This is a genomic window from Rhodoferax aquaticus, assembly GCF_006974105.1.
Lineage (GTDB): Bacteria > Pseudomonadota > Gammaproteobacteria > Burkholderiales > Burkholderiaceae_C > Allorhodoferax > Allorhodoferax aquaticus_A.
Genome location: NZ_CP036282.1, coordinates 2,339,566 through 2,361,009 on the forward strand (window position 1 = coordinate 2,339,566; position 21,444 = coordinate 2,361,009).

General features: G+C 52.3%; 18 protein-coding genes and 1 tRNA gene. All 19 read left to right on the forward strand.

Features of this window, described 5'->3' with window-relative positions; translation table 11 throughout:
- Window positions 1–58 precede the first annotated feature (58 nt).
- On the forward strand, window positions 59–1,426 hold the full coding sequence (locus EXZ61_RS10770) for a glutamine synthetase family protein (protein ID WP_142811684.1): 1,368 nt from the start codon (window positions 59–61) through the stop codon (window positions 1,424–1,426).
- Between the two features lie 43 nt (window positions 1,427–1,469).
- Entirely contained in the window at window positions 1,470–2,879 is a 1,410-nt protein-coding gene (locus EXZ61_RS10775) for an aspartate aminotransferase family protein (RefSeq protein ID WP_142811686.1), read from the forward strand.
- 90 nt (window positions 2,880–2,969) lie between these two features.
- The gene (locus EXZ61_RS10780) at window positions 2,970–4,124 is read left to right on the forward strand and encodes an extracellular solute-binding protein (RefSeq protein ID WP_142811689.1); all 1,155 of its coding nucleotides are present in this window, start codon (window positions 2,970–2,972) and stop codon (window positions 4,122–4,124) included.
- Window positions 4,125–4,214: 90 nt separating this feature from the next.
- Window positions 4,215–5,309, forward strand: coding sequence for an ABC transporter ATP-binding protein (locus EXZ61_RS10785; protein WP_142811691.1), 1,095 nt, complete (start codon window positions 4,215–4,217; stop codon window positions 5,307–5,309).
- Window positions 5,310–5,326: 17 nt separating this feature from the next.
- Window positions 5,327–6,244, forward strand: a complete 918-nt coding sequence (locus EXZ61_RS10790; protein ID WP_142811693.1) for an ABC transporter permease — start codon at window positions 5,327–5,329, stop codon at window positions 6,242–6,244.
- Between the two features lie 10 nt (window positions 6,245–6,254).
- Window positions 6,255–7,115, forward strand: a complete 861-nt coding sequence (locus EXZ61_RS10795) for an ABC transporter permease (protein ID WP_142811695.1) — start codon at window positions 6,255–6,257, stop codon at window positions 7,113–7,115.
- A gap of 64 nt (window positions 7,116–7,179) precedes the next feature.
- Window positions 7,180–8,649, forward strand: coding sequence for an aldehyde dehydrogenase (locus EXZ61_RS10800; protein WP_142811698.1), 1,470 nt, complete (start codon window positions 7,180–7,182; stop codon window positions 8,647–8,649).
- A gap of 57 nt (window positions 8,650–8,706) precedes the next feature.
- Window positions 8,707–10,005 carry a 4-aminobutyrate--2-oxoglutarate transaminase gene (gene gabT / locus EXZ61_RS10805; RefSeq protein WP_142811700.1) on the forward strand — a complete coding sequence of 433 codons (1,299 nt, stop codon included), beginning with the start codon at window positions 8,707–8,709 and terminating at the stop codon, window positions 10,003–10,005.
- A gap of 116 nt (window positions 10,006–10,121) precedes the next feature.
- A complete protein-coding gene (locus tag EXZ61_RS10810; protein WP_142811702.1) occupies window positions 10,122–11,453 on the forward strand; it encodes a type III glutamate--ammonia ligase in 1,332 nt (443 codons plus the stop codon).
- 309 nt (window positions 11,454–11,762) lie between these two features.
- Window positions 11,763–13,067: an isocitrate lyase gene (gene aceA / locus EXZ61_RS10815; protein ID WP_142811704.1), complete on the forward strand. Its 1,305-nt coding sequence runs from the start codon at window positions 11,763–11,765 to the stop codon at window positions 13,065–13,067.
- Window positions 13,068–13,353: 286 nt separating this feature from the next.
- On the forward strand, window positions 13,354–15,288 hold the full coding sequence (gene thrS / locus EXZ61_RS10820) for a threonine--tRNA ligase (protein WP_142811706.1): 1,935 nt from the start codon (window positions 13,354–13,356) through the stop codon (window positions 15,286–15,288).
- Between the two features lie 39 nt (window positions 15,289–15,327).
- Window positions 15,328–15,912, forward strand: a complete 585-nt coding sequence (gene infC, locus EXZ61_RS10825; RefSeq protein WP_142811708.1) for a translation initiation factor IF-3 — start codon at window positions 15,328–15,330, stop codon at window positions 15,910–15,912.
- A 186-nt stretch (window positions 15,913–16,098) separates the two neighbouring features.
- Entirely contained in the window at window positions 16,099–16,302 is a 204-nt protein-coding gene (gene rpmI, locus EXZ61_RS10830; protein ID WP_142814204.1) for a 50S ribosomal protein L35, read from the forward strand.
- Between the two features lie 25 nt (window positions 16,303–16,327).
- Window positions 16,328–16,687: a 50S ribosomal protein L20 gene (gene rplT, locus EXZ61_RS10835; protein ID WP_087494119.1), complete on the forward strand. Its 360-nt coding sequence runs from the start codon at window positions 16,328–16,330 to the stop codon at window positions 16,685–16,687.
- Window positions 16,688–16,797: 110 nt separating this feature from the next.
- Window positions 16,798–17,871, forward strand: coding sequence for a phenylalanine--tRNA ligase subunit alpha (gene pheS / locus EXZ61_RS10840; protein ID WP_142811710.1), 1,074 nt, complete (start codon window positions 16,798–16,800; stop codon window positions 17,869–17,871).
- 29 nt (window positions 17,872–17,900) lie between these two features.
- On the forward strand, window positions 17,901–20,339 hold the full coding sequence (pheT, locus tag EXZ61_RS10845) for a phenylalanine--tRNA ligase subunit beta (protein ID WP_142811711.1): 2,439 nt from the start codon (window positions 17,901–17,903) through the stop codon (window positions 20,337–20,339).
- Window positions 20,340–20,373: 34 nt separating this feature from the next.
- Window positions 20,374–20,709: an integration host factor subunit alpha gene (locus EXZ61_RS10850; RefSeq protein ID WP_142811713.1), complete on the forward strand. Its 336-nt coding sequence runs from the start codon at window positions 20,374–20,376 to the stop codon at window positions 20,707–20,709.
- 103 nt (window positions 20,710–20,812) lie between these two features.
- Window positions 20,813–21,223: a MerR family transcriptional regulator gene (locus EXZ61_RS10855; RefSeq protein WP_142811715.1), complete on the forward strand. Its 411-nt coding sequence runs from the start codon at window positions 20,813–20,815 to the stop codon at window positions 21,221–21,223.
- Between the two features lie 45 nt (window positions 21,224–21,268).
- Window positions 21,269–21,345 (forward strand) — tRNA-Pro (locus EXZ61_RS10860).
- Window positions 21,346–21,444 lie beyond the last annotated feature (99 nt).

The following is a 21,444-nucleotide window of genomic DNA, read 5'->3' on the forward strand; positions in this document are numbered from 1 at the left end:
ACAATGGTCTACACAACACAAATGAAAGTACGCTGTGCAATCACAGCAAGGAGCAACCATGATTGAAAAAAAATCGATGAACTTCAACGACTTGGAGCAATGGCTCAATGAACGTCGTGTGACTGAAGTGGAATGTTTGGTACCCGATTTGACTGGGGTGGCGCGCGGAAAAATTCTACCGCGTGGCAAATTTACTGAAGACCGCGGCATGCGTTTGCCTCAAGCCATTGTGGCGATGGGCGTGACCGGTGAGTTTCCCGAAAGTGGGCCTTACTACGATGTCATTGATCCTACCGACAAAGACATGCAATTGCGCCCAGATCCCTCATCGGTGCGCATTGTCCCTTGGGCGGTTGACCCCACTGCGCAAGTGATTCATGACTGTTTTGACCATGAGGGCAAGTTGGTTCCTTTTGCACCACGCACCGTCTTGCGCAAGGTGTGTGATTTGTTTAAGTCAGAAGGCCTCCAGCCGATTGTGGCTCCTGAGCTAGAGTTTTACCTTACCGCGCGTAATACTGATCCCAACACATTGCTGCGTCCGCCCATTGGGCGAAGTGGTCGGGCAGAGACCTCGCGTCAGGCCTACAGCATTGATGCTGTGAACGAGTTCGATCCTTTATTTGAAGAAATTTATGACTTCAGCGACAAGATGGAGCTCAACGTCGATACGCTGATCCATGAAGTGGGTGCCGGGCAAATGGAGATTAACTTCTTCCATAACGAACCACTTGGCTTGGCTGACGAGGTGTTTTTCTTCAAGCGTACTGTGCGTGAGGCTGCTTTGCGGCATGAGATGTACGCGACCTTCATGGCCAAGCCCATTGCCGGTGAGCCCGGTAGCGCAATGCATGTGCACCAAAGCCTGCTGGACATGGCGACAGGGAAAAACGTATTCAGTAATGAGGACGGTACCCCGTCAGACACCTTCTTGCACTATATCGGCGGTTTGCAGCGCTACATTCCAGCGGCCATGGTTTTGGTGGCTCCCTATGTGAACAGTTACCGGCGCCTCTCGCGCAACACGGCAGCGCCCATCAATATTGAATGGGGCTACGACAACCGCACGGTAGGTATCCGGTCTCCCATATCCACACCAGCGGCGCGCCGCGTCGAAAACCGCGTGATCGGCGCAGACGCCAACCCGTATGTGGCCATGGCGATGACCTTGGCTTGCGGTTATCTGGGCATTAAGAACAAGATCAAACCCAAGCCTGAAATGAAGGGCGATGCCTACCTCTCTCCGTATGCCTTGCCGCGTAGCTTGGGTGAGGCTTTGGACTGGTTGCGACGGGAATCCGATCTGCACGAAGTCTTGGGGAAAGAGTTCATCACGGTCTACTCCGAGATCAAGGAGCTTGAGTTTGATGAGTTCATGAAAGTGATCTCTCCATGGGAACGCGAACATCTTTTGTTGCACGTTTGATAGTGGGCCAATTTGAATTAGACCTAAACACGGAATCCGTTGTATGAATGCTTTGACCAAACCCGAAAATTTGAGCACGCGTGAGATCCAAGACTTGGACAGTGCACATTTCCTCCACCCATTCACCGACTACAAAGACTTGGCTACCCGTGGTGCCCGAGTCATTACCAAGGCTGACGGCATTTACGTTTGGGACTCTGAGGGCTCCAAAATGTTGGATGCGATGAGTGGCTTGTGGTGCGTTAACGTAGGGTACGGTCGCAAAGAGCTGGCGGATGCCGCTTACCAGCAAATGATGACGCTCCCGTTCTACAACAGCTTCTTTCAAACCACCAATGTTCCTGCGGTCAAACTGGCTGCGCGGTTGTCGGCCCTTGCACCAAAAGTGGGCGACAGAAGCTTCGACCATGTGTTTTACTCGTCCAGTGGTAGCGAAAGCAATGACTCGAACGTTCGCATGGTGCGCAGGTATTGGGATCTACTTGGGCAACCCCAACGTAAAGTAATCATCAGCCGACAAAATGCGTATCACGGAAGCACAATGGCTGGTGCTTCGCTGGGGGGAATGAGTGGCATGCACGCACAAGGTGACCTGCCAATACCCAACATTACCCACATAGAGCAACCGTATTTCTTTGAGAACGGTTTACCAGGCGAGACCTCGGATGAGTTTGGAATCCGCGCAGCGCGTTGGTTAGAGGAAAAAATACTCGCTGTTGGGCCGGACAAAGTGGCGGCATTTATTGCAGAGCCCATTCAAGGTGCAGGCGGGGTCATCATTCCGCCCGCCACGTACTGGCCCGAAATTCAGCGAATAGTCGACAAGTACGGCATTTTGCTGATCAGTGATGAGGTCATTTGTGCGTTTGGCAGGCTAGGCCATTGGTTTGCCTATGAGAAGTTTGGTTACAAACCTGATTTAGTGACTTTTGCCAAGGCCGTTACGAGCGGCTATATCCCACTGGGCGGGGTCATGGTGGGGAACCGGGTTGCCCAAGTATTGATAGACAAAGGTGGCGAGTTCAATCACGGCTACACCTACAGTGGGCACCCTGTGGCTTGTGCAGTTGCCTTGGCAAATATTGACATCATGGAGCAAGAGCTTTTGCTCGATAAGGTTCGAGGCGAGGTGGGAGCCTACTTTGCCAAGCGATATGCGGAGCTCAATGAGCACCCTCTAGTGGGTCTAGCTGAAACCAGTGGTTTGGTGGCAGGCATGGTGTTGGTCAAGAACAAGGCCACCAAAGAACGTTTCAGCAGTGAAGACGCTGTTGGCATGCTGTGCAGAGCCCACTGCTTTAACAATGGTTTGATCATGCGCGCTGTAGGTGATCGGATGATCATTGCCCCGCCTCTGACCATGACACTTAGCGACATCGACGAGTTGATGCGTTTGATTCGACAGGCTTTGGACTTTACGTTGCGTGATTTGAAGCAAATGGGCAGGGTTTGACCTCTGATCCCTCTGGTAAGTTGGCCCTATATTTGCTTTAGACTTACGGATGACCCTTAGCTCAACCCCTCGGATTAGGAGATTTAGTCGATGAAGAATTACCTTTGGATAGCTGCGCTAACTGCGCTGTTCTTGGCCGGTTGCGGCAAGAAGGAAGAACCTTTAGCCGCACCCGCACCTGCGGCTTCTGCACCGGCCGCTGTAGCTGTCAATAGCGAGGAAAAAGTACTCAATATTTACAACTGGCCTGACTATCTTCCTGAGGGATTGATCCCTGCCTTCGAAAAAGAAACTGGCATCAAAGTCAACTACGACACTTTTGAGACAAATGAGGCCTTGCACGCCAAGCTGGTCGCTGGCAATACTGGCTATGACATTGTGGTGCCCGGTAGCGTATTTGCAAAACCCCAGATTGAAGGCGGCTTGCTCCAAGCTCTGGATAAGTCCAAGATTCCTAACTTGGCCAATCTTGAGCCCGCCATCATGGCCACACTGACCAAGGCCGACCCAGAGAACAAGCATTTGGTGCCTTGGGCTTGGGGATTCACCACAGTGGGGATCAACCGCACCAAGGTGGAAAAGGCCTTGGCCGGCATGCCCTTCCCCGAGAACACTTGGGATTTGGTGTTTGACCCCAAGTACTCAGCAAAGCTGAAGTCTTGTGGTATCGCGTACTTGGACTCCCCAACTGAAATCGTGCCTGTGGCTTTGCATTACATCGGTAAGGATGCGTATTCCAATGACCCTGCAGATTACAAACTTGCAGCGGCCATGCTTGCCAAAGTGCGTAAAGACGTGCGTTTGTTTAGCTCGACCATGATCGATGACATCGCTGGTGGTAAAGCTTGCGTGGCAGTAGGCTGGTCCGGTGACATCAACATCGCAGCCGGTCGTGCGAAAGAAAACGGATCCAAAGACGTGATTGAGGCCTTGTTGCCAAGTACTGGTGCCCTGATCTTCTTTGACACCATGGCCTTGACCAAGGACGCAAAGCATCCCAATAACGCCCATGCGTTCATCGACTTTTATTTGCGTGCCGAGAATGCTGCGCTCATGACTAACAACATGAACTACCCCACAGCAAACAAGGCAGCTATCGACAAGATTAAGCCCGAGATCTCTGGCAACAAGACCATCTTCTTGGATACCGCGTATTTTGCAAAAATGGTTCCACCCAATGGCTTTAGCAACGAAGCTCGCGAAGCCATGGCCAACGCCTATAACGCATTCAAAAAAGGCAAGTAAGCCTTAGCCTTTTGGCAAGTACAGGGCTGTTCGTACCCGTTGTATGAGCAGCCCTTTTTGTTTCTAAAAAACTGACATCGAGACTTGAAAATGCAAAATTCTGGCGAGGGTTACCTGGTTACAGAGAAGGTGGTGAAGCGTTTTGACGAAGCGCTAGCCGTGGATGATGTGTCCCTGTCGATCAAGCAAGGCGAAATATTCGCACTGCTGGGCAGTTCTGGCTGTGGTAAATCAACGCTGCTTCGCATGCTGGCAGGGTTTGAGAAGCCCACATCTGGGCGTATTTTGCTGGGGGGTGAAGACGTGGCTAAGTTGCCTCCATATGAGCGCCCGATCAACATGATGTTTCAGTCTTATGCGTTGTTTCCGCACCTAGACATCGCAGAAAACATTGCTTTCGGTTTGAAGCGCGAAGGTTTGCCCAAGGCAGAAATCAAGCAGCGTGTGGGTGAAATGCTGGACTTGGTTCAGCTCATGCCCTACGCAAAACGCAAACCCCACCAACTGTCTGGTGGCCAGCAACAACGGGTCGCTCTAGCCCGCAGTTTGGCCAAAAAACCCCAGCTTTTGTTGCTGGACGAGCCCTTGGGAGCACTCGATAAGAAACTGCGCGAGCAAACGCAGTTTGAGTTAGTGAACATTATTGAAAAAGTGGGAGTGACCTGTGTCATGGTGACCCATGACCAAGAAGAGGCCATGACCATGGCCAGTCGCATTGCCGTCATGAGCAAAGGGCGAGTACAACAGGTCGGATCGCCAGAGGAAGTGTATGAACACCCGGCAAACCGCTTCATCGCCGACTTTATTGGAAACGTCACTCTCTTTGAAGGCCGTTTAACCAAAGACGAGCCAGGCCATTGTGCGGTGACGACAGGTATCGGTGAAATTCAAGTGGGCCACGGTGTAAGCGGCACTTTGAATATGCCAATGGCGATAGCGGTACGTCCCGAGAAGATTGAGATCGGTAAAACCCGGCCAGAGGGGTGTCCCAATGTGTTCACCGGCAAAGTCAAAGAGATTGCGTACTTTGGCTCCTTCAGCATGTACATCGTGATTGCGACCGATGGGACACGGGTGAAGATCACAGAGTCGAACATCTCGCGTCACGAGCTAAGTGCTATTACGTGGGACGACAATGTGTTCTTCTGGTGGGGAGAAGACGCAGGCATCGTGCTGCGCGACTGACCGATAGAGGCAATAGTATGTCAACCATCAACCTCTCCATTCCTGGAAAACGATTTGTGATCGGTGTGCCATACACCTGGCTGATCGTTTTCTTTTTCTTACCGTTTTTGATATTGCTCTACATCAGTTTTGTAGACATGGGCAATGACATCAATCCGTTCAAGCCCATTTGGGACTCAGAAACCGGTTTGCTAAGCCTGAAGTATGAGAACTACTGGTCTATTTTTCGCACGGCGGAAGGTGGCGCCTTGTTTAAGACGCTGTACATCGAAGCCTACGTGCGCTCTATTTGGTATGCACTGTGTACGGCCATTCTGTGCCTAGCTATTGGCTATCCGTTTGCCTATTTCATCGCTAGGTCTAAGCCGACTGTGCGTCCAGCGCTCTTGATGATGGTGATGTTGCCTTTTTGGACTTCTTTCTTGCTACGTGTCTATGCGTGGAAGGGAATACTTGCCGATCAAGGTGTCATTAACAAGCTGCTTTTGGCGCTGCACGTGATTGAAGAGCCCATCCAAATGTTGTACACCGATGTGTCGATGTTGGTTGGCATGACCTACGTGTACTTACCGTTTATGGTACTTCCGCTGTATGCCAACTTGGTCAAGATGGACTTCCGCTTGCTGGAGGCCGCGTATGACCTAGGTGCATCACCCTTCAAAGCATTTTGGCTGGTCACGGTGCCACTTTCCAAGGCCGGTATTGTGGCCGGATTTATGTTGGTTTTCATCCCGTCGGTGGGTGAGTTTGTGATTCCTTCCCTGCTAGGTGGCCCAGAGAACGTCATGATTGGGCGTGTCGTGTGGGATGAAATGTTCACCAGCAATAACTGGCCACGCGCTAGTGCTTTAGCCGTGGTGATGATTGCCTTGATCGTTGTGCCATTGGCCATCTACTACAACAGCGCCGGTAACGCCGCTGAACGTCAGAACTAAGGAACGCACTATGAAACGTTTTTTGGAGAAACACTTCAGCACGCTGTGGATGGCTGCCGTGTTTGTTTTCTTGTATGTGCCGTTGGCGTTCATGATCGTGTTTTCATTCAACAGCACACGACAAGACGCAAACTTCACAGGGTTTTCGCTGCGCTGGTACGAAGCCTTAATGAATGACACCAAAATTGTGGAAGGGTTTTGGTTGTCATTGAAAGTGGCCGCAACAGCCGGGCTTTTTTCGGCGGTTCTGGGAACGTTTGCCGCATTCGTTCTGGTGCGTTATCGACGCTTTTTTGGGCGGACCGTGTTTTCGGGCATGGTTAATGCACCCTTGGTTATGCCTGAGGTGGTGATTGGCCTTTCATTATTGCTACTCATGGTGGGCGCACAAAACGTGTTTGGCTGGCCCCAGCGGGGCATGTTAACGATCATTTTTGGCCATAGCCTCCTTGGCATGGCCTATGCCATGGTGGTGGTGCAATCCCGCCTCATGGAAATGGATAGGTCTATTGAAGAGGCAGCCATGGACTTGGGCGCTCGGCCGCATCAAGTGTTTTTCTTGATCACCTTACCCTGTATCGCTCCTTCCATATTGGCAGCCTACTTGTTGACATTTACCCTCTCGTTTGATGATGTCGTGATCTCAGAGTTCTTGTCGGGCCCAGGTGTTAACACGCTCCCACAAGTGATCTTTGGATATGCACGCCGGGGTATCAACCCCACTATTTATGCAGCTGCCACACTGTTAATCGTCACCGTGACCGTGGTCATTGTGAGCTACAGCCTGTGGATTGCCCGCCAAACACGTAGGCGGGAACGAGAGATAGCAGCGGCAATGCGGGCTGAAACCGCAGCGCTGGTGCAGACCTGAAAGCGCCTTTGAGCGTATTGGGCTTTTGGATGGGACACAACGGAAAACGATTCGGAAGGATGCTATGAATGACATGAGTTTTGATGGCCGCGCATTGATCAACGGAGAGCGCGTAGCTGCGCAAGATGGGCAATCATTTGACTGCATCTCTCCAGTCGATGGAAAAACCATCGCTACGATTGCCCGTTGCGGCTCCGCCGACATAGACCGTGCAGTACGTGCCGCTCGTGCCGCTTTTGAGGACCAGCGTTGGTGTGGGTTGGCTCCGGCGCAGCGTAAGCGCGTCATGATCCGCTTTGCCGATCTGCTTCTGGAAAATGCGGATGCACTTGCATTGACAGAGACGCTAGACATGGGCAAACCTGTCAAATATGCGCGAGCCGTCGATGTCAATAGTGCAGCCAACTGCCTGCGTTGGTATGGCGAAGCCGTGGACAAGGTTTACGACGAGATCGCACCAACGGGCAAACAAGCTCTTGCACTTATTACCCGCGAGCCGGTCGGGGTTGTTGGTGTCATCGTTCCTTGGAACTACCCGATGATCATGGCTGCATGGAAGATTGCGCCTGCATTGGCGGCAGGCAACTCAGTGGTGCTCAAGCCAAGTGAAAAGTCACCGCTGACCGCTTTGAAATTAGCAGATTTAGCACTGGAGGCTGGCATCCCTGCGGGGGTTTTCAATGTGGTGCCCGGTTTCGGACCAGAGGCTGGGTCGCCCTTGGCCTTGCATATGGATGTGGACTGCATTGCCTTCACTGGTTCAACCCGAGTAGGCAAACAGATTCATGTGATGGCGGGCCAAAGCAACCTCAAGCGCGCGTGGACGGAGCTTGGCGGTAAGTCGCCGAATATCGTTTTCGCGGATTGTCCGAATTTGGACAAAGCCGTCGAGGCAGCCGTGGGCAGTATCTTTTTCAACCAAGGCCAAAGCTGCAATGCGCCCTCGCGTTTGTATGTTGAAGCGAGTATCAAGGACCAATTTTTAGAAAAAGCGCTGAAGCTTGTTCCGCAATACAAGCCCGCAAATCCATTGCATAAAGATACGGTTATGGGCGCACTGGTAGACAAAGTGCAAATGGAAACCGTATTGCGCTATATCGAGAGTGGCAAGTCACAGGGTGCCGCGCTGATTGCTGGGGGAGAGCAAGTGATGGCCGAGTCTGGTGGCTGCTATGTTGCGCCAACTATTTTTGATGGCGTCACCGCAGGCATGACGATCGCACGGGAGGAGATTTTTGGGCCCGTGCTATCGGTACTTTCGTTCACCGATGCTGCTGATGTCGTCAAGCAAGCCAATGACAGTGTTTATGGTCTGCAAGCGGGCTTGTGGACTCGCGACATCAATAGGGCGCACGGAATTGCCAGAGCGCTGAAAGCAGGTACTGTGCATGTCAATCAGTATGACGAAGACGACATTACGGTGCCCTTCGGCGGCTTTAAGCAAAGCGGGGTAGGGCGCGACAAATCGCTACACGCTTTTGACAAGTACTCTGAGATTAAGACGACTTGGATACGGATTGACTCGCCCGTTTAGATGGCAGCACTGCGCACTCCAGATATCAACACACCACCACTTAAGAGGACTCCAACCATGAATGCAAATACAAAACCTGCGAGCCTAAGCGTCGCCGAAAATACCAATGCCCAATGGCATGCCCGCCGCTTGGCCGCCACTCCGCGTGGTGTTGCCGTGATGGGTGATTTCTTTATCGACCACGCAAAAAACTCCGAGTTGTGGGACATTGAGGGTCGCCGCTTTATTGACTTCGCAGGTGGTATCGCAGTTCTCAACACGGGCCATGTACACCCCAAGGTGCAAGCCGCCATCGCGGCACAACTGCAACGCTTTACGCACAGTTGCTACCAAGTGGTTCCGTACGCCGAGTACGTCTCTCTGGCTGAACGCATCAATACCATAGCGCCTATTTCCGGCGCAAAGAAAACTGCGTTCTTCTCTACCGGTGCAGAAGCGGTTGAAAACGCCATCAAGATCGCGCGCTCTTACACCAAGCGCAGCGGTGTCATTGCTTTTGGCGGCGCGTTCCATGGTCGCAGCTTGTTTGCTGTGGCACTCACTGGCAAGGTGCAACCTTACAAAGCGGGCTTTGGCCCGTTTGCGCCAGAGATCTACCACGCACCTTTCCCATGCCACTGTGCTGATTTAGACGAAGTAAAGCACGCCATCGAACAAATTTTCAAGTGCGACATCGAGCCAAGCCGCGTAGCCGCCATTATTTTTGAACCGGTACAAGGGGAGGGTGGCTTTAATCCTATCCAGGCCGCAGCGGTGAAGTGGTTGCGCGAGTTGTGCGACACGCACGGCATTTTGTTGATTGCGGATGAAGTGCAAACAGGCTTCGCCCGCACCGGAAAGATGTTCGCCATGGAGCACTATGGGGTGTCTCCCGACATCATGACCATGGCCAAGAGCTTGGCCGGTGGTACCACGCTGTCAGCCGTAGTGGGGCGCACCGAGATCATGGATGCCCCCAACCCTGGCGGCTTAGGTGGTACTTACGCAGGCAACCCCTTGGCGATTGCCGCATCACATGCCGTGTTGGATGTGATTGAAGAAGAGGGCTTGTGCGCCCGGGCCAATGTGCTGGGTGCCCGCTTGAAGGTCAAGCTGGAAGCTGCCAAGGCCAAGAACACCTGTATCGGCGACATCCGCGCGCTTGGTGCCATGGTGGCCTGCGAGATGGTGAACCCTGCCACCGGTGCGCCAGATGCTGATCTCACGAAGAAGGTGCAACAAGCCGCTCTGCAACGTGGGCTGCTGCTGCTGACTTGTGGCGTGTACGGCAATGTCATTCGCTTCCTCTTCCCATTGACCATTGAGGACGAAGTGTTCGAAGAAGCCATGGCTATTTTGGATACCGTGCTGGCTTAACTCTGCATTTTTCGTTTTGGCCAAGGCGGTATTGCGTTGCGGTACCGCCTTTTCTTTTGCTTCACTTTATATAGCTGGTCGCGCTTTATCCATAGGCGCTAGCAGAACTTTTAACCATGAAAACCACCCAAAGCTGGATTGAAACACTACAAACCCAAGGTATCCACTCTGTGTTTACCCAATTCACCGATATGCATGGTGTCGCCAAAGGCAAGTTGGTGCCGCTGCAAAACTTAGACGAATGGGTCCATGTTGGCGCTGGCTTTGCGGGGCCGAGTATTTGGGGCACGGGCTTGCCACGCTACGGGAGCCGCAGCGAGTACTACGGGCGTGTACAACCAGAGACCCTACGGCCTTTACCCTTCATGCCGGGTATAGCGCATGCGGTGTGTGATGGTTATGCAGGAGGTGAGTCCCTCAACACCTGTTCGCGCCAATTGCTCCGCAAGCACGTGGAGCGTTTGAAAGCCAAAGGTTGGACCCTGTGGGTTGGTATAGAGCCGGAGTTCTTCTTGCTGAACAAAGACGCCAAAGGCCAATGGCAAGCGGCGGATGCTGAAGATGCTTTGTCTAAACCCTCGTACGACTTTAAGTCCATTCATCGCAACCTTGGGTTCTTAGAGGACATGCGTGCGGCGTTAACCTCGCTCGGCTTCGAGCTGCAGCAGATCGACCATGAAGACGCATGTGGCCAGTACGAAATCAACTATAAGTTTGATGACGCGCTGGCAGCTGCTGACCGGTACATGTTGTTCAAAATGACAGCGCATGCCATTGCCCAAAAGCATGGCGCTGTGTTTAGCGCGATGGCCAAGCCTTTTGCCAATGCCCCGGGCAGTGGTTTGCATTTTCACTTGAGCATTACGGATGCAGACGGTAGGCCTGTGTTTGCCGATGAGAACGATTCGCTAGGATTGAGCGACACTGGGCACCGTTTTGCCGCTGGACTCCTTCACCACGCAGATGCATTAAGTGCCTTGTCAGCGCCTACCGTGAACAGTTACAAGCGCTTAGCGTCCAGTGCCAGTGCGTCAGGCACAACGTGGTCGCCCGTGTGGAAAGCTTATGGGGACAATAACCGTACCTGTGTGGTGCGCACAGTGGCGGGGCGTTTGGAGTGGCGATTGCCTGATCCTTCTTGCAATGTGTACGTAGCGATTGCTGGCGCGTTGGTCGCTGGGTTGCACGGTATTGAGAGCAACATGCCTGTACCTGCGCCATGTGATGAAGATCTGTACGAGCGTCTGGCGCAAGGGTTGCCCATGCCCGAGCAGTTGCCTCGCGATTTATTTGTGGCCTTGCAGGCATTGGCTAAGGACGTGTGGCTGCGAGAGCAGCTAGGTGAGGCTTTCTGTGATCAGTTCTTACAGTTAAAGCGTGCTGAGTGGGACAGCTATGCCCAACACATCAGCCCATGGGAGTTGGCGCAATATGCAAGCCAGTACTAAGGCTTAGCATTTCCTTTTTGGTCACGCGCACCACGCCTGTACCGAGCTTGGTGCGCGTATTTTGCTGCTTGTATACGAATCCCATAATGCGAAACACCATCGAATAGTCAATGCCATACGCTTTTCACAGTGTCATGCTAACTTTTCGAATAGTGGAACCCTGTGTCTAAGTTGTTGTCTTTAAATGAGAAAATTTATGTCTTATATAAGACATAAGATTGAAAAGATGTCTTATATAAGACTACAATCAACCCGCAAGGCGACACAAAGTCACCTCCCGTTTCGATTCATCAACCTTGGAGTGCTTCTATGACGACATCTACCCGTGAACAGCAAATCGCAGCCCTTGAACACGATTGGGCCACTAACCCACGTTGGAAGGGCATCAAGCGCGGCTACAGCGCAGCCGACGTCGTCCGTTTGCGCGGCTCATTCCCTATCGAGCACACCTTGGCACGACGCGGTGCGGAAAAGCTCTGGAACTTGGTGAACACCCAGCCCTACGTTAACTGCTTGGGCGCGCTGACCGGTGGGCAAGCTATGCAGCAAGTGAAGGCAGGCGTGAAAGCCATTTACCTATCGGGTTGGCAAGTGGCTGCGGACAACAATTCCTACGCGTCCATGTACCCAGATCAGTCTCTGTACCCAGTGGACTCCGTGCCAACCGTCGTTGAGCGCATCAACAACACCTTCCGCCGTGCCGACGAAATTCAGCATTCCAAGGGCATTGACGCAGGTGACAAGGGCTACATCGATAACTTCGCACCTATCGTTGCAGATGCTGAAGCTGGTTTTGGTGGCGTACTGAACGCGTTTGAATTGATGAAGGCCATGATCAAGGCTGGTGCTGCTGGCGTGCACTGGGAAGACCAATTGGCTTCCGTCAAAAAATGCGGACACATGGGTGGAAAAGTGCTGGTGCCTACTGCTGAAGCCTGCCAAAAGCTGATCGCCGCACGTATGGCTGCTGATGTCTGTGGCGTGCCTACTTTGGTGATTGCACGTACTGATGCCGAAGCGGCTGACTTGTTGACCAGCGACTATGACGAAAACGACAAACCCTTCTTGACCGGTGAGCGCACTGCAGAAGGATTCTACAAAACCAAGAAGGGTATTGACCAAGCGATCTCCCGCGCTATCGCTTACGCCGAATACGCTGACTTGGTGTGGTGCGAAACCGGTACGCCAGATCTCGAGTTTGCTAAGAAATTTGCCGATGCGGTGCACGCAAAGCACCCCGGCAAGATGCTGGCATACAACTGCTCACCTTCGTTCAACTGGAAGAAAAACTTGGACGACGCCACCATCGCTAAGTTCCAACGCGAGTTGGGCGCCATGGGCTACAAGTACCAGTTCATTACCTTGGCTGGTATTCACTCCATGTGGTACAACATGTTCGACTTGGCGCAAGACTACGTCGAACGCGGTATGTCAGCCTATGTGGAAAAAGTGCAAGAGCCCGAATTCGCGGCACGTGACCGTGGCTACACCTTCGTTTCGCACCAGCAAGAAGTTGGGACAGGATACTTTGACGAAGTGACGACGGTGATTCAAGGTGGTAAGTCCAGTGTGACCGCACTGACGGGTTCTACCGAAGAAGAACAGTTCCACTAAGCATCTCGCATTAGTAGCTAATTGGCTGCTATAGAGCCGGTATGCCCCAGGGTATGCCGGCTCTAAGTATTTGTGCGTGGGAGTGTGGTTAAAATTGGATAAGCCGTAGCGAAACAAGAGCGAGAAAGGCATTTTGGTTATGACACCGCGAACTACATCAGCGCCCAGATAAGCATTAATGGCCGTAGTCCGCGCGCCATAAGCGCAGGCAGCTACAAAAATCATAGTAAAGCGCGGAACCTTCCGCGCTTTTTTTGTTTGAATTCACTCCCAACTCATCTTCATCATGGTCCAAATTACGCTTCCGGATGGTTCTCAACGCGAATACCCAGGCCCAGTTACCGTAGCCGAAGTGGCAGCATCCATTGGTTCCGGTCTTGCAAAAGCCGCATTGGCAGGCAAAGTAAACGGCACGGTGGTGGATACCAGTTACCTGATCGATGCCGATAGCGCCTTGTCCATCATTACTGGGAAAGATGCGGACGGCCTGGAAGTCATTCGTCACTCCACAGCGCATTTGTTGGCTTACGCGGTAAAAGAGCTATTCCCCGAGGCGCAGGTGACTATCGGACCCGTGATCGAGCATGGTTTCTTTTACGACTTTTCGTACAAGCGCCCGTTCACGCCGGAAGACCTGGCTGCAATCGAGAAAAAGATGGTGGCACTGGCTTCTTTGGATGAGCCGGTGGTCAGGCGCGTTCTGCCTCGTGATGAGGCAGTTGCCTACTTTAAAGTCCTAGGCGAGCACTACAAAGCGGAAATCATCGAGAGCATTCCGGCGGACCAAGAGGTTTCGCTTTACCGCGAGGGTAAATTTGAAGATCTGTGCCGCGGCCCGCACGTACCGAGCACGGGCAAACTTAAGCACTTCAAGCTCATGAAGGTAGCAGGCGCCTATTGGCGCGGCGACCACAAAAATGAAATGCTGCAACGTGTTTATGGCACGGCATGGGCCACCAAAGACGAATTGCAGCAGCATTTGACAATGCTGGAAGAGGCAGAAAAACGTGACCATCGCAAGCTGGGGCGCGAGTTGGATCTGTTCCATATCGACGAGCACTCGCCGGGGACCGTGTTCTGGCACCCCAAGGGCTGGACCCTATGGCAGGGTGTTGAGCAGTACATGCGCAAGGTCTACCAAGACAACGGCTATCAGGAAGTCAAAGGTCCCCAGATCATTGATAAGAGCCTGTGGGAGAAGACAGGTCACTGGGACAAGTACCGCGAAAACATGTTCATCACGGAGTCGGAAAAGCGCGACTACGCGCTCAAGCCGATGAACTGCCCGGGGCACATCCTGATCTACAAGCACGGTATCAAGAGCTACCGCGACTTGCCATTACGTTTCGGAGAATTCGGCGCCTGCCACCGCAATGAGCCTTCCGGCGGCCTACACGGCATCATGCGTGTGCGCGCCTTCACGCAGGACGACGGCCACATCTTTTGTACCGAAGACCAGATCCAGTCGGAGGTGGTGGCCTTCACGACCTTGCTGCAAAAGGTCTACAAGGACTTTGGCTTTACCAACATCATCTACAAGCTCTCAACACGCCCCGAGAAGCGCATTGGCACAGAAGAAAGCTGGGACCGCGCAGAAAATGCGCTTGCTGAGGGCCTGCGTGCTTCAGGATGCGATTTTGAGTACCTGCCGGGTGAGGGTGCGTTCTACGGCCCCAAAATTGAATACACGCTCAAAGATGCCCTGGGCCGCCCTTGGCAATGCGGCACGATCCAAGTCGACCCAAACCTGCCCGAACGTCTGGATGCTGAATTTGTGGGTGAGGATGGTTCCCGTCACCGGCCCATCATGTTGCACCGCGCCATCGTCGGAAGTTTGGAACGTTTTATTGGTATCTTGATTGAAGAGAGTGCTGGCGCGCTGCCTACATGGTTGGCTCCAGTGCAACTGGCTGTGCTCAATATCACCGACGCACAAGCTGAATACTGCGAAAACGTCGCGAAAACGCTGCGAAATCAAGGGCTTAGAGTCAATTTAGACCTGCGCAATGAGAAAATAACATATAAAATACGCGAGCATTCGATGCAAAAGCTTCCGTATTTGCTGGTTATCGGCGACAAAGAGGCTGGAGCAGGTTCCGTCGCAGTTCGAGCCCGAGGCGGTAAAGACCTCGGCGTTATGACACTGGAAGCATTCTCTGCAATGGTTCACAGTGACATTGCAAGCAAGTCCCTTGTTGAGAGCGAACGTACCGACGGGTAATTACTACATTTTGTAGATGATTTTGTGAAGGATTGAGCCATCGCTACTGAATTTCGTGACCGCCGTCAGCGCGAAGAACGTAAACACCGTCTCAACAGAGAAATTATGGCGCCAGAAGTCCGGTTAACCGGACCTGAAAACGAGCCATTGGGTGTTGTGAGTCTGATGGAGGCTCTTCGCATGGCGGGAGAGCTTGATGTTGACTTGGTCGAGATTGCCGCCACTGCGATACCTCCTGTGTGTCGTTTGATGGACTACGGAAAGTTCAAATACCAAGAGCAGAAAAAAGCTGCTGATGCTAAGTCCAAGCAAAAGGTAATCGAGGTGAAGGAGATTAAGTTCCGCCCCGGTACTGATGACGGCGACTACAACATCAAAGTTCGTAATATCAAGCGATTTTTGGAAGATGGCGATAAGTGCAAAATCACGCTGCGTTTCCGTGGACGTGAGATTACCCACCAAGAGATTGGGTTGGCGTTGCTTCAGCGCATGAGGGAAGAGCTCGCTGATTTGATCATTGTTGAGCAATTCCCCAAGCTTGAAGGCCGTCAAATGGTGATGATGATTGCGCCGGGTCGCAAGAAGCCCGGTGCCGCCAAAGCGCCTGTCGAAGCAAGCATTTAGTTTTTTGCCAGTTTGGTCACTGGTAAGATCGGCGAGTCAGTGTAAGGGCTGATTTGCCAGCGACAACCTAAACAGGTTGTCGCATATGTGGTCAGCTGCAAGGCGCCACACAAGTGGCTCGGGGCCAACAAGGCTGGGAGTAGTTTCCTAGACGCCTCACGAGCACAATTGAAAAGGAGCATGAATATGCCCAAAATGAAGACCAAAAGCGCGGCGAAGAAACGCTTCCGCGTTCGTCCAGGTGGTACCGTAAAACGCGGTCAAGCCTTCAAACGTCATATCTTGACCAAGAAGACCACTAAAAATAAACGCCACTTGCGCGGTTCAACTGCTGTTCATGAGACCAATATGGGTCACATGGCGCAGATGCTCCCCGGTCGTGGTATTTAATTAACGACGAACAAGGAGTAATCACATGCCTCGCGTCAAACGTGGTGTAACGGCTCGCGCCCGCCATAAAAAAGTTCTGGCCCTTGCTAAGGGTTTCCGCGGTCGCCGCGGTAATGTCTTCCGTATCGCCAAAGAAGCGGTAATGAAGGCTGGGCAATATGCCTACCGTGACCGCCGTACCAAGAAACGTGTGTTCCGTCAGTTGTGGATTGCCCGTATCAACGCGGCAGCCCGTCAATGCGGTCTGACATACAGCCAGTTTGCCAATGGTCTGAAGAAAGCGAACATTGAGATCGACCGTAAGGTTTTGTCCGATATCGCTATCCATGACATGGCTGCTTTTGCTGGCATCGTGGAACAAGTGAAAGCCAAACTGGCTGCTTGAGTCCGCTGCTAGTCGCTTCATATTTTGTAGCAACTAGCGCACCAGAAACAAGGGCTAGCGCTTGAAAGAGCACTAGCCCTTTTTCATTTCTAAATTTACGCTCACCGCCCATGAACGACTTGAATTCCATCGTTGACGCTGCAAAAGCAGCGTTTATACAGGCCACAACTCCTGCTGATTTAGAGAATGCGAAAGCGCAATTCTTGGGTAAGTCTGGGCGGATTACAGAATTGATGAAGGGCATGGCAGCCCTGAGCGTGGAAGAAAAGAAAACCCGTGGCGCAGCGATCAATGTCGCTAAGCAAGCCATCGAGGTTGCTCTTACAGATTGTCGCCAAGCTTTGGCTGACGCTGAGCTATTAAAGCAGCTACAGGCTGAGGCGCTGGACGTCACGCTACCTGGTCGCCAGCGCGGGCAGGGCGGTCTGCACCCTGTATCGTTGGCCCAAGAACGCATTGAAGCGATCTTCGGATCCATGGGCTTTGATGTTGCCGATGGCCCCGAAATTGAAAGCGATTGGTTTAGCTTTACCTCGCTGAACAACCCACCAAACCACCCTGCACGCTCCATGCAGGACACCTTTTACATTGATACAAAAGGTGACGATGGCGTCTATTACAACCTCCGTCCGCACACCAGTCCTATGCAAATTCGGTATGCGCAAGCGCATGTGCGCAAACATGGCGGTGAGTTTGATGTGGCCGCGGGCAAGTTGTACTCAGGTGCCATGCCTGAGATTAGAGTGATTGCGCCTGGTCGCACCTTTCGTGTGGACAGTGATGCAACCCACTCCCCAATGTTCCATCAAGTGGAAGGCCTTTGGGTTGGTGAAAACATTAGCTTCAAAGATCTCAAGTCGGTGTATTTGAGTTTCATCACAAGTTTTTTTGAAACCGATGCGCTCCAGTTGCGCTTTCGTCCTAGCTACTTCCCGTTCACTGAACCCAGTGCAGAGATCGACATCATGTTTGAGTCGGGGCCACTCAAGGGCCGTTGGCTTGAGGTCTCTGGCTCTGGACAGGTACATCCTCAAGTGATTCGCAATATGGGCTTGGACCCTGAGCGGTACATCGGTTTTGCATTCGGCTCGGGTATCGATCGATTGGCCATGCTGCGCTATGGCGTGAGCGACCTGCGTCTCTTCTTTGAAGGCGACGTTCGCTTCCTGTCGCAATTCCAATAAGCCCTAACACGCACTTCTGCTGAACTGACATGCAATTTTCCGAATCCTGGCTGCGTAGCTTTTGCAACCCCTCGTTGACCACTGCCCAGTTGGCCGACACCCTGACCATGGCCGGACTGGAAGTCGAAGACCTCCAGCCTGTTGCCCCGCCATTTACCAAGATCGTTGTTGGTGAAATTAAGGAAGCTGAACAACATCCGAATGCCGACCGTTTACGAGTTTGCAAAGTGGATGTAGGGCAAGCTGAATTGCTCAACATTGTGTGCGGTGCACCCAATGCGCGCATAGGCATTCGCATACCTTGTGCTTTGGTTGGTGCCGAGCTGCCTCCAGGAGAAGACGGCAAGCCGTTTTTAATCAAAGTTGGCAAATTGCGGGGTGTTGAGAGTCAGGGAATGCTGTGTTCCGCCCGAGAGCTCAAGTTGGCTGAAGACCATGGAGGTCTGATGGAGTTACCGCTTGGCGCACCGTTGGGGCAAAACATACGTGACTACCTCAACCTCGACGATACGCTTTTCACATTAAAGCTGACCCCCAATTTGGCTCACTGCCTCAGTGTCTTTGGCGTAGCGCGTGAAGTTGCGGCGTTAACCGGTGCGCCCTTGAATGCGCCAACATTTCCAGCGCTTGCCGTGACCAATCAGGATTCGGTACGAGTCAAGATCAGTGCCCCTGATCTATGCGGCCGCTTTTCAGGGCGTGTGGTTCGCCACATCAATACCAAGGCAAAGACCCCACAATGGATGATCGATCGCTTGGCCAGAAGTGGGCAACGTAGCGTGACAGCCTTGGTTGATATTTCCAACTATGTGATGTTTGAACTAGGTCGCCCCTCACACATTTTTGATCTGGACAAGATCCATGGAGCCTTGGATGTTCGCTGGGGAAAGGCCGGAGAGCAGCTAAAGCTTCTCAATGGAAATACGGTGACGCTTGACGAGAAAGTTGGCGTGATTGCGGATGACGTGCAAGTGGAATCGTTGGCAGGGATCATGGGCGGAGACGCGACAGCTGTATCGGATGACACCCAGAACGTGTATATCGAAGCGGCATTTTGGTGGCCCGCTACCATTGCTGGACGATCACGCCGGTTTAACTTTTCTACCGATGCGGGTCATCGGTTTGAGCGCGGAGTTGATCCCAAACAGACCGTTGAACATATCGAGCGGATTACGCAACTTGTGTTGGATATCTGCGGCACACCCGAAACTACGGTTGGTGCGATCGACGACCAACAGCCCAACATCCCACAACCTAAGTCCGTCCAACTACGTGTAGCACGGGCAGCCAAAGTTATTGGCATGCCACTAACCCAGGCGCAATGCGTGGATGCGCTTCAACGTCTTGGCTTGCCGTTGACGGAGGAGGAGGGCGTCATCACCGTGAGCCCACCAAGCTACCGATTCGACATTCAAATAGAAGAAGACTTGATAGAGGAAGTGGTGCGAATGGTGGGTTTCAATAACCTGCCCAACACCCCGCCGTTGGCGCCCATTAGCGCAAAGGTTCGCACGGAGTCTAGTCGCAATGCCTTTGCGGTTCGTCGCTCACTTGCTGCACTTGGCTACCAGGAAACCATTAACTTCAGCTTTGTTGAAGAGCGCTGGGAAAAAGAGCTTGCCGGCAATACTGACCTGATCCGGTTGCTGAACCCAATTGCGAGCCAAATGAACGTTATGCGCTCGTCGCTATTGGGTTCTTTGCTACAAGTTTTGAAGTTCAACCAAGCCCGTAGAGCTTCGCGCGTGCGCATATTTGAAGTTGGGCGTGTGTTTCTGCGTGATGCATCGATTAAGAATTCGCACGCCACTGTGGAAAGCTTCAATCAGCCCATGCGTGTCGCTGGGTTGGCTTGCGGTGGTGCTGATGCACTGCAATGGGGGCGCAAAGAGCAGGGCGTTGATTTTTTTGATGTCAAAGGCGACGTAGAAGCGTTGTTAGCTCCTTTGAAACCAGAGTTCAAAGTCGCGTCACATCCAGCAATGCACCCAGGTCGTTGTGCAGAAGTGTTTGTTGGCGACAAGAGTATTGGGTATGTAGGTGAGCTTCACCCTAAGTGGCGTCAGTCTTACGAGCTAGTGCAAGTCCCCATTTTGTTTGAGCTAGATCTAGCGGCAGTTATGACTCGGAATCTACCGTGTTATGAAACGGTGCCAAAGCTTCAAGCGGTACAGCGAGATATCGCTGTGGTGGTGGGCGACCAAGTCACACACTCTGGGCTTCTGGCCGCCATTTGGGCCGCACCCACTAACGGATTGTTGCGAGATGCTCGGCTGTTTGATGTGTATCGCCCCAAAGCACCTCAGGGTGGCGTTGAGGTCGAAACTGGTGCCCTTGATCGAAGCTTGGCTGTGCGTTTAACGCTAAATAGCGACGACGCGACGCTTACCGAGGATCAAATTGAAGCCGCAGTGCAAGCCGTGGTCGCCCAATTGTTGTCTGATGTCAATGCACGTCAGCGCGTTTGACCAAGTCGCTCACGAGCTTGGGAAATGAGTGACTATGGACTTCTCTGTTGAAAGCCTCGAAACCCCCGCGCTGACCAAGGCACAGCTGGCCGATCTTTTGTTTGATCAAATCGGTCTTAACAAGCGCGAGTCCAAGGACATGATCGACGCTTTTTTTGATTTGCTTGCTATAAGCTTGGTGGACGGGACGGATGTCAAAATTTCAGGTTTCGGGAATTTTCAGATCCGCACCAAAGCGCCGAGACCTGGTCGAAATCCGCGCACTGGCGAGGCTATTCCCATTGAAGCCAGACGGGTGGTCACCTTTCACGCAAGCCACAAGCTCAAGGAACAAATCCAAACGGATCGCCCAAGCAATAGTCTGCCTTAATGCTGACTTTTTGAGAATTTGTAGCGTCTGAGGCAATTCAGTTTTGCATCTAGTCAAAACTTAGAGTAATCTCTACGGTTTTCATCGTAGGGTCTTGATTTCAATGGAGAAAATTCTCCCTCCCATTCCCGCAAAACGCTACTTCACTATCGGCGAGGTGGCTGAGTTGTGCGGCGTAAAACCTCACGTACTGCGCTATTGGGAGCAAGAGTTCACCCAACTGCGCCCAATGAAGCGTCGCGGCAACCGTCGCTACTATCAGCATAGTGAAGTACTGATGATTCGTCGTATCAGGGATCTTTTGTATGACCAAGGATTCACCATTAGCGGCGCGCGCAACAAGATGCAGGAGCTTCTGCAGGAGCGACACGACTCGTCGTTACCTAAAGAGGATGTGGTTGAGGGACTTCATGTTGAAGACTTACCGCTTGCCGACGGTTTGGATGCTACCTTGGGTTGGAGTCTTCAACAGATCAGAACTGAGTTGATCCATATTCGTACTTTGCTAGTCTGAGCGCTTAAATCGCGTGTAGTTTGCCGCTATAATATAAGTCTTGATCGGTGTGTGGCGCAGCCTGGTAGCGCACTTGCATGGGGTGCAAGGGGTCGAAGGTTCGAATCCTTTCACACCGACCAATGAATAGTTAAAAACCGCTAAGTATCCTTACTTAGCGGTTTTTTGCTTTGTACGTTGCGGCTTTGTTTATTAACATAATATACATCGTATGAAGTTAC